This is a genomic window from Pseudomonas sp. PA-6-3C (genome assembly GCF_021605825.1).
In the GTDB taxonomy this organism is placed as follows: Bacteria; Pseudomonadota; Gammaproteobacteria; order Pseudomonadales; family Pseudomonadaceae; genus Aquipseudomonas; species Aquipseudomonas edaphica.
Window position 1 is genome coordinate 113,073 of record NZ_WKDV01000015.1, and the last position, 9,569, is coordinate 122,641.

3 protein-coding genes and 1 rRNA gene are annotated in these 9,569 nt (G+C 62.1%); all 4 read right to left on the reverse strand.

Translation table 11 applies throughout. The annotated features are described in order from the left end of the window. Window positions 1-139: 139 nt before the first annotated feature. The gene (gene recD / locus GIW48_RS12880; protein WP_236460477.1) at window positions 140-2,209 is read right to left on the reverse strand and encodes an exodeoxyribonuclease V subunit alpha; all 2,070 of its coding nucleotides are present in this window, start codon (window positions 2,207-2,209) and stop codon (window positions 140-142) included. After that, window positions 2,206-5,880 (reverse strand): exodeoxyribonuclease V subunit beta, encoded by a 3,675-nt coding sequence (recB, locus tag GIW48_RS12885; protein ID WP_236460478.1) that lies wholly within the window; start codon window positions 5,878-5,880, stop codon window positions 2,206-2,208. Before recB ends, recD begins: the two co-directional genes overlap by 4 nt. Beyond that, window positions 5,877-9,329, reverse strand: a complete 3,453-nt coding sequence (gene recC, locus GIW48_RS12890; protein WP_236460479.1) for an exodeoxyribonuclease V subunit gamma — start codon at window positions 9,327-9,329, stop codon at window positions 5,877-5,879. The genes recB and recC overlap by 4 nt, the downstream gene beginning before the upstream one ends. 160 nt (window positions 9,330-9,489) lie before the next feature. Continuing rightward, window positions 9,490-9,569, reverse strand: a 5S ribosomal RNA gene (rrf, locus tag GIW48_RS29875); the annotation flags it as partial.

Sequence of the window (9,569 nt, forward strand, 5' to 3'; positions counted from 1 at the left end):
GCAATTCTCTCAAATATTTTACAGGGTGATGCCGCAACGATAGCACAGCGGCGGAAAACCCCACGAACTGGGGGTTTATCAAAGCCCGCTATATTTTCAGAAAAATCAGACAACTAAACCAGAAATATTTAATGACCAATCAGTCAGTTTTATCGAGGGCGGCATCCAACTCCAGCATCAACCCGCTCAGGCGTTTGACCTTGCGCCGCACCGCTTCTTCAAACACCCCGCCTCGCGGTTCGATCAAACTGAACCAGCGTTTGGCGCGGGTGATGCCGGTGTAGATCAGCTCTTTGGTCAGCACCGGGTTCAGCGCATCGGGCAGGATCAGCGCCGTGTGAGTGAATTCGGAGCCCTGAGATTTGTGCACGGTCATGGCGTACACGGTTTCCACATCATTCAGACGGCTGGGCAGTACAAAACGCACCCCACCCTGGCCATCGTTGCGTGGGAAAGCCACACGCAGCACCTGTGGGCCACCGTCGCTTTCGGGCAGTTTGAGGGCGATGCCGATGTCGCCGTTCATCAAGCCCAGGCCGTAGTCATTGCGGGTCATCAGCACGGGGCGGCCTTCGTACCATTGGTCATCGCCTTCGATCAGCCGCACTTTGCGCAAGGCGGCGGTGATGCGCTGGTTTAAACCTTCCACGCCCCATGGGCCTTTGCGCACGGCGCAGAGCAGTTGGAAGGCGTCGAAGGCTTGCAATAGTTGTTGCGCCCAGTGGGTCCAGGCGGCGTCTTCGCGCGCTGTGTCGAGGGCCGGGCGCGCGCTGTGCAGCAGGTTGAGGTAATAGCGATAACCCTGGGCGTCGTCGCCCTGCCCGTCCAGCACCAGGCGCTCAAGCGCGTGATCGTGTTCGCCCTTGAGGCTGAGGCAGAACAGGTCGTTGTGGCTGCGCGCGGCAAGCAGTCTGCGCGCCTCTTCGGCATTTTGCTGGTTAACCCAACGCGCCAGTTGGCCGATGCCACTGCCTTCGCCGAAGCGTCGCGAATAGCGCAGCATGACCACTTGCTGGGCGAGCGGATGACTGCCATCGAGATCTTCCAGCAGGCCGCTGGCACTGAGGTCTTCGCCGCTGACGGCTTGCAGCCATTGGCGTGTGTCGGGGCTGTACCAGCCGGCTTCGGCATCACGGCATAAGTCGCCGAGCACGGCGCCGGCTTCGACCGAAGCGAGTTGGTCTTTGTCCCCGAGCAATACCAGGCGTGCGTGGGGCGGCAACGCGTCCAGCAGGTTGGCCATCATTTCCAGGTCGATCATCGAGGCTTCGTCCACCACCAGCACATCCAATGGCAACGGGTTGCCGAGGTGATGCCGAAAATGTCGCGTGCCGGGGCGGCTGCCAAGCAGGCGGTGAACCGTGGTGACCTGGGTGGGGATTTTTTCCCGCACGCTGTCCGGCACATTCAGCGAGAGTACTTGCTGGCTGATGGATTCGGTGAGGCGTGCGGCGGCTTTGCCCGTGGGCGCGGCGAGGCGGATGCGCAATGGGCTGTTGGCCTCTACCGCCGGGGCCTGCAGCAGCGCGAGCAAGCGCACTACAGTGGTGGTTTTACCCGTGCCGGGGCCGCCGGTAACGATGCTGAAGGCACCGCGTGTGGCCAGGGCGCAGGCAAGTTTTTGCCAGTCGATCACGCCGTCCGGCGGCGCTTGATCGAACAAGGTGTTCAGGCGTTGCGGCAAATCAGTGGCGACGGTTTCCAGGGTGGCCAGGCGCAGGCGTAATGCCATGTCGATGCGCCGTTCGTAGGTCCAGTAGCGGCGCAAATACAGGCGTTTGCCGGACAGCACCAGCGGGCGGCTTTGGGCCGATACACTGCCATCAACAGCCAACGCGACCAAGTGGCTGGCGGCCAGCGCCTGGCACCAGTGGGCGCCATCAAGGCCGTCGAGCAATTGCGAGGGCAGCAACATGGCGCCGGTTTGCAGGTCGCCTTCGGGTGGCAATGACAGGGCAAAGTCTGGCGCTTTAAGGGTTTCGAACAAGTCCAGGCAGACGTGGCCATGGCCCAGTTGGTGGCTGGTCAGTGCGGCGGCCAGCAATACCAGCGGGTCGGCCTGCGGGTCGAGTTCGTGGAGGAAGCCGACGAAGGCTTTGTCCAATGCGCGCAGCCAGCCACGCTCAACCCAGCGTTCCAACAACTGCAACAGGTCGGCGGCGCGGCTGAGTGGCATCAGGTCCTCAAGCGGTAAGGGCGACAGGCTCATAGCAGCACTCCTTGTTCCCAGGCGGGCTCAACCTTGGGCGGTATGGGTTTGCCCTGGAACAGCAGGTCCAAGCCTTCGATCAGCTCACGTGGCGGCCGGGTGAAATACGCGCCCTGGCTCGTGGCCTGGGTGCCCCGCAGGAACAGGTACAGCGCACCGCCGACATGGCGGTCATAGTCGTAATCCGGCAGGCGTGCCTTCAACTGGCGGTGCAGGGCCAGCAGGTAAAGTACGTATTGCAGGTCGTACCGATGCTCGAGGATCGACTGTTCCATGGCGTCCTGCGTGTAGGCCGAATCGTCAGGGCCGAGCCAGTTGGATTTGTAGTCGGCCACGTAATAACGGCCGTCGTGTTCGAACGTCAGGTCGATAAAACCCTTGAACATACCGTTGAGCAGCACCGGTTCGGCGGCCACTCGGGACACGCCGTTGTGGGTGTGCTGGCACACTAGCTTGTCGAGGGCCAGCACGTCGACTTTGTGGCTGGCGAACCAGAACTCCATTTCGATCTGGTAGTGCTGCAGGCTGCTGAGGGCGACTAGATCGTTATCTACCGGCAGCGGCGTTTGCAGCAAATGGCCGAGCCAGCCGCTGAGGGTGACGATCCAGCCTTCCCAGTTGCGCCGATTACAGCGGGCGCCCACGGCTTTTTCGATGGCCTCGGGCGTCACGTTGAAGCCTTCCTCGCCCGCCCATTCCAACAGACCATGGAGAAAGGTGCCGGGGTTAGGGCCACGTGGGAAACGGTGAATGTCGCCGCCAGACGCTGCCACTTCACGCGGTGCGTCGGGGTCGAGGCGTTCGTCGTCGAACAGCTTCTGGGCTTGTGGGCTTTCTGGTGCTTCTAGATTAGCGGCGCTCATGCTGTCGCCAATTCTTAGCGCACTGTAAGAAGCGATCCACCAGTTTTCAGCGGCTTTGCGCGTGGGCAGTAACGGTGCCAGCAAGGTAGCCTCGTTACGCGGCGGGTGGAACAGGCTGTCTTGCGCGTCGGGCACGTGGGTGTAGTGGATGGCAGCGCAGCCCTCCTGCAAGTCCAGCAGCCAGCGCGCCAAACCGGCGGACTCGCCCAACGAGGCACCGCCACCAAGCAGATAACCCAGCGCGGACAGGTGCAAGACCGAGCTGCTGTTATTGCCACGTTTGAGGTCGGCAATGCCCAACCAGCACGCGTGTTTGGCGCGCGTGAGGGCGACGTAGAACAACCGCAGGTCTTCGGCCAGGCGCTCGTCGTCGGCTTGGGCAATCAGCTCGGCGGTCGGCCGCAGGCTGACTTGGGATTTGCCCTGTTCGTCGTGGTAATGCAGCGGCAAGCGGCTGCCATCCACCGGCTTGGCCGAGCAGATAAACGGCAGGAAGACCAGGTCGTATTCCAGGCCCTTGGATTTGTGGATGGTCACCACCTTGACCAGTTGTTCGTCGCTTTCCAGGCGCAGAATCTGTTCTTCACCGGCCTGGCCCGACAGTGCCAGGTGTTCGGCCAGGTGGCGGATCAATGCCTGCTCGCCGTCCAGCTCTGACGCGGCCTGTTGCAGCAGTTCGCTCAGGTGCAACAGGTTGGTCAATACGCGTTCGCCGTCACTGCGGGCGATCAGGGTTTGCGGCAGTTTGAAATCATGCAGCAGGCGTCGCAGCATCGGCAGCACGCCTTGGGTACGCCAGATCGCGCGATAACCACGGAACTGCATCACGCGGGTTTCCCACGCCAGTTCGTCCTGGTTCAGACGCTCCAGTTCCGCCAGTGACAGGTTCAGGGTGACGCAGGCCAGGGCGGCGCGCAGTGGGCGCTCGACGTCCGGCTCGGCGCAGGCCTTGAGCCAGGCCAGCAGGTCATGGGCTTCCTGGGCGGCGAACACCGAATCCTTGTCAGACAGATAAACGCTGCGCACGCCACGGGCGGCCAGCTCGGCGCGCACGGCTTGGGCTTCTTTGCCGTCGCGCACCAGGATGGCGATGTCTGACGGGAGTACGCCTTTTAAGCTGCCATCCGGTTGTAGGAAACCCGCGCGGCCCTGCTGCCCGCCATTGAGCAACTCAACAATTTGCGCAGCGCAGGCCGCCGCGAGTTGTTGGCGATAGACCGCGTTGGAAATCGGCTGATCGGTGGGCAGGTGCCAGAGGTTCATCGCCGGCAAGGTTTGGCCATCGACCTGCAACTGCTCTTTGCGGCCTTGGGACAACACCGAGTGGAACGGCACCGGGTTGTCGCCATTTGGCTCACGGAACAGGAACGCGCCACGGCCGGTCTCGGCACGCTGGAACACATGGTTGACCGCCTCGACCATCGCGTGGCTGGAACGGAAGTTGGTGCCCAGGGTGTGATGGCGGCCGGTGGTGGACTGGCGGGCGCGCAGGTAGGTGTAGATGTCGGCGCCACGGAAGGCGTAGATGGCCTGTTTGGGGTCGCCGATCAGGAACAGGCCACTGTCTAGGTGGTTTTCTTCGATGCGGTAGATGCTGTCGAAGATGCTGTATTGCACCGGGTCGGTGTCCTGGAATTCGTCGATCAGGGCGACCGGGAATTGCTCACGGATCACATTGGCCAAGCGCTCGCCGCCGTCGGCTTGCAGGGCGGCGTTGAGGCGGATGAGCATGTCGTCGAAGCCCATTTCGGCGCGGCGGCGTTTTTCTTCTTCGAAGCGTTTACCGACCCAACCGGCGGCGTGTTGCAACACGGCGGCATCGGGGGTTGGCAGCGCGTCGAGGCTGGCCTTGAGGCTGGCCATGGCGTCGATGCCAGGGTGACGCGGCGGCTCGCCCTTCCAGGCTTCGGCCATGCCATCGGGCGTAAGGCGGGTGAAGCCAGTGCCGATGTCGAGTTGTTCGAGGGTTTCGTCAGCGGCCCAGGCGCTGATCTTTTCGAACCAGGGTTCGAAGTAACGCGCCTGCATCTTGCGGCCGTCGACGGCTTTGGCGGCGACGGCTTGCAGGCAGATATCGCGCAGCTCGATGGCCCATTGTTGCCAGGGCGCCTTGAGCGCGACCAGCGCTTGGCGGCGTTCTTGCAAGCAAGCGTTGATCAATTCGGCCGGCTCACGGGTTTCATCGGTGGGCCGTTCGCTGCCGAACAGCGCGCGCACGCGTGGCATCAGCGCGGCGGGGCCGCTCCAGTTTTTGCGCACCCAGTTGAGCGCATCGTCGTGCATTGGGTAGCAGAACAGCCGCCAGTAATCGCGCAGCACTTCGCCGAGCAGGTCGCTGTGGTCGGTTTCCAGGGTTTGGGTGAACAGGCTGCCGCTGTCGAACGCGTGTTCGCGCAGCATGCGCTGGCACCAACTGTGGATGGTCGAGACGGCAGCTTCGTCCATCCATTGGGCGGCGATGTCCAGGCGGTTGGCACAGGCAGGCCATTGCTCGGGCAGGTATTGGTCACGCAGGTCGGCGATCAGGGCGTCCGGTTGCTCAATTTCGTCGCGGAAGAACCGAGCGGCTTCGGCGAGGCGGATGCGGATGCGTTCGCGCAGCTCTTTGGTGGCGGCGTCGGTGAAGGTCACCACCAGGATTTGCGGTGGCAGCAGTTCACGACCAAAGCCGGATTCTTCACCACCGTGACCAAGCACCAGGCGCAGGTACAGGGCGGAAATGGTGAAGGTCTTGCCGGTGCCGGCGCTGGCTTCAATCAGCTGGCTGCCTTTGAGTGGGAAGGCCAGGGCCAAAGGTTTACTGATCATGCGCTGGCCTCCTCGCTGCTGAGTGATCGCCATGGGGCGTTGATCAAGGGCCGATACAGGGTTTCGGCCCAACCTTCGAATTCTTCGCTGGCGATGAGCGTGGCGTAATCCGGGAATTGGCGGGTGAGCGCCGGGGTTTCGCGGCGTTCGCCGTCGGTGGTCAGGCCGTCACCTTCGTAGGCTTTGCTGGCTGCCGCCTGGGCCTTGTCGGGGTCGGTTTGGCCGAGCCAGGCGAAGGCGGTTTTCACGGCGACGGGCAGTGGTTTGCGCATGCCGGTGTGCCAGGCCAGTAAAAGGTTGCCGAGTATTTCCTGGGCGACGGTTTTTTCCAGCGGGGCCAGCAGCAGGGTGTCGTCACTGGCGACCAGCCCGGTACTGAGTGGCAAGCCGCAGGCGCAGGCCACCACATGATTGACCCACGGGCGGATCAGTCGATGCCACTTGCGGGTCTTGATCGAGCCAATGCTGTTGGGGATGGTGGTGACGCTTAACAATCCGCCATCACTGCGCCGATGCAGGCCACTGATCCAGCCTTCGAGTTCAATGCCTTGATGCTCAAAACTGATCGGTTCGGCAGCGGTTTGTGGCGTAGGCCAGAGCGCCAGTAAGTGTTGATAACGCTGCAGTAGATCGGGCAATGGCTCGACCAATTCATTACGCAGGCATTCGCCGAAACCGACCATGGGCAGCAGGCCACTGCCTTGCAGGCGCAGGGCTTGGGCATTCAGGGCCTGGTCTATGTGATCGGGCTGGGCCAAGGCTGCATTGAGCAGGCTGTCGCTGAGGCTGTAGCGTTGCAAGGCATCGAGAACGAAAGGTTCTTCATCGGCCAGCGGGACTTCGGCGGCTTCGAAGAACACTTTCAGACGCTGGCTGAAGAAGTGTTTGACGGGGTTGCGCACAAAGTCTTGCAACTGACCGAGGCTCAGAGGTTCTTCCTGGTGGTGCTCTGCCAAGTGTTCTTCTGTAGCCGTGGCCACGGGTGCTTGATGGAGCAATTGCCATTCGCGGGCGTAGCTGAACAGCGCATCACCTTCGTGGAAATAGCGGGCGCTGAAGGGTTGGAGTGGGTGCTCCTGGGTCATGGCTTCCAGCAACGGTTCTTGTGTGTCTGCGTTATGCCAGCCGCTGGCGAGGTGGTCACGCAACTGGCCGATCAATACCGAGGCCGGGCGATCACTGTTGTCGCGGATGCTGCGGCCTACCCAGCTGATATAGAGCTGATCGCGGGCGGACAGCAGCGCTTCGAGCAGCAGGTAACGATCGTCTTCGCGGCGTGAACGGTCGCCGGGGCGGTAGTCGCTGCCCATCAGGTCGAAGTCCAACGGCGGCTGGGCTCGCGGGTAGTCGCCGTCGTTCATGCCGAGCAGGCAGACCAGCTTGAACGGGATGGCGCGCATGGGCATCAGGGTGCAGAAATTGACAGCCCCAGCAAGGAAGCGCTGGGACAGGCGGCCTTGGTCGAGGCCGGCGAGCCAGGCTTCGCGGACGACGGTAAGGGGTAACTCGTCCTGCAGACCGACGGACTCGCAGGTTTCCAGCCAGTCTTCTCGCAGCTGTTCGAGTTGGCCGAGTAGATAGTCGTCGTGCTCGCTGCTGGGCAGGAAGAACAGCTGCATCAGGCGTTGCAGGCGCTCGCCCCATTCTGGGGGGCTTGCCGGTTGTGACAAGGCTTGATGAGCGTGGTTTAGCGCATCGAGCAAGGCGACCAGTGGGCCGATCAACGCGGCGTCCAGCCCGCCGATTTCATCGTAGGGCTCAATACCGTCACAGGCGATTCCAGTGCCCACGGCATAGCCCAGCAACATACGGCGCAGGCCGAATCGCCAGCTGTTTTGCTCAAGCTCCTGGGGGAGGCCGAGGCCGGCGCGCTGTTCGGCGTTGAGGCCCCAGCGAATGCCGGCGCCTTCGATCCAGCGGTGCAGCGTGGGCAGATCACGTTCCTTGATGGCAAAACGTTCGCGCAAGGCGGGGACGTCGAGCAGGTCGAGGATTTCGCTGACGGGGAAGCGGCTATCTGGAAGTTTTAGCAGGTGTTCGACGGCGATCAGCAGCGGATCGCGGCCGCGTTGGCCTTGGTCGGTGAGGGTGAACGGGATGAAGCGTGGGTCGTTTCGCTCAAGCTGGCCGAAGACGGCGCGGATGTGCGGCGCGTAGCTGTCGACGTCGGGGACCATGACGATGATGTCACGCGGGCGCAGTGTGGGGGCGGCGCTGAAGCGTTGGAGCAATTGGTCATGGAGGATTTCCACTTCGCGTTGGGCGCTGTGGGCGACGTGGAAGCGGATGGAGCTGTCGTGATTTAGATCGACGCCCGGCCACAGTTCGCGGGTTTCATTGAGTGGGCGCAGTTCGAGGATGTCGTCCTGCAATTGGTTGAGCAACGTGGTGGGGTCGTTGTCGCTGAACAGGTCGATGCGGCCATCACGGAAGGCGGCGCGGTAGCTGTTGGGGTCGTCGTAGCTGTCCAGCAGGCTAATGTAGTCGCGGCCCTGTTTGCCCCAAGCGGCCAGCAACGGGTGCGCATGTTGGTGCAGGGTTTGCGGGTCGATGGTGACTGGCATGCCGGCTTTGCGCGCCTGGCGTTTGTACTCGTTACGCAGCAGGTCTTTGTCGGCGACGATGTCGGACCAGTGGTGGCGGCAAGGGTTGTGTACGCACAGCAGGACTTGGCTGAAGCGTGCCAGGCCGGCGAGTGCTTCCAGCGCTTGGGCGGGCAAGGATGAAATGCCGAAAACGATGACTCGGGACGGCAGCCCCTGAGGGGCTTTTTCGAGGGTGTTGATCCGCTCGATGAAACGCTGGTGAACACCGGCACGGCTTTCGGCCATGCCCTCTTCACCAACGTCCAATAGCAGTGCGCGCCATAGTTCGGCCTGCCAGCAATTTGCCGGGTTCAGGGGCTTTGCTTCGCCTCGGCCATTGCGCAGTTGATGGCGACCGGCGGCCCAATCTTCCAGCCAGTCGGCGCGGTAGACCTGGTATTGGTCGAACAAGTCGGCCAGGCGTTCGGCCAGTTGATAGCGTTTGCGCAGGTCGGTGTCGTCGGTGAGAAAGCGCTGCAGGGGCTCGAAGTGCGGTTGGTCGATGAGCTCCGGGAGCAGGCGCATCAGGCGCCAGGTCAGCGGGGCCTTATCGAGCAGGGATTTGGGCGGGATTTCGTCTTTGCCCAAAACCATGCGATAGAGCTGCCACATGAAGCTACCGGGGAGTTGCACATCGATAGCCGCGGCGATGCCACAGCCGCCCATATCATCTTCTTCCGGATCTTCTGCCAAGGCCAACTTGAGCCATTGGGCAATGCCGTTGCTTTGGACCAGAGCAATTTCGTTTTCCAGAGGAGCCAGGGGATAACGGCGCATCCAGCTGACTACCAGACTGCGCAGTTCGTCCAGGCGGTTGCCGTGAACCACCATGAATCCAGCGCTGAGGGACGTCGCATCCGGCATAACGGCTTCCTTGGGAAAAGCAAAATCGAGGCATGGACTTTAGCATTGAAGGCGGTGGCAGGCTGCAACAGGGAAACGCTTGATACATTGCGTGCCCACGCTTTTCGACCGCCCAAAACAAAACCCCATCTGCTTTCGCAAATGGGGTTTCGGAATTTAATCTTGACGATGACCTACTCTCACATGGGGAAACCCCACACTACCATCGGCGATGCATCGTTTCACTACTGAGTTCGGGAT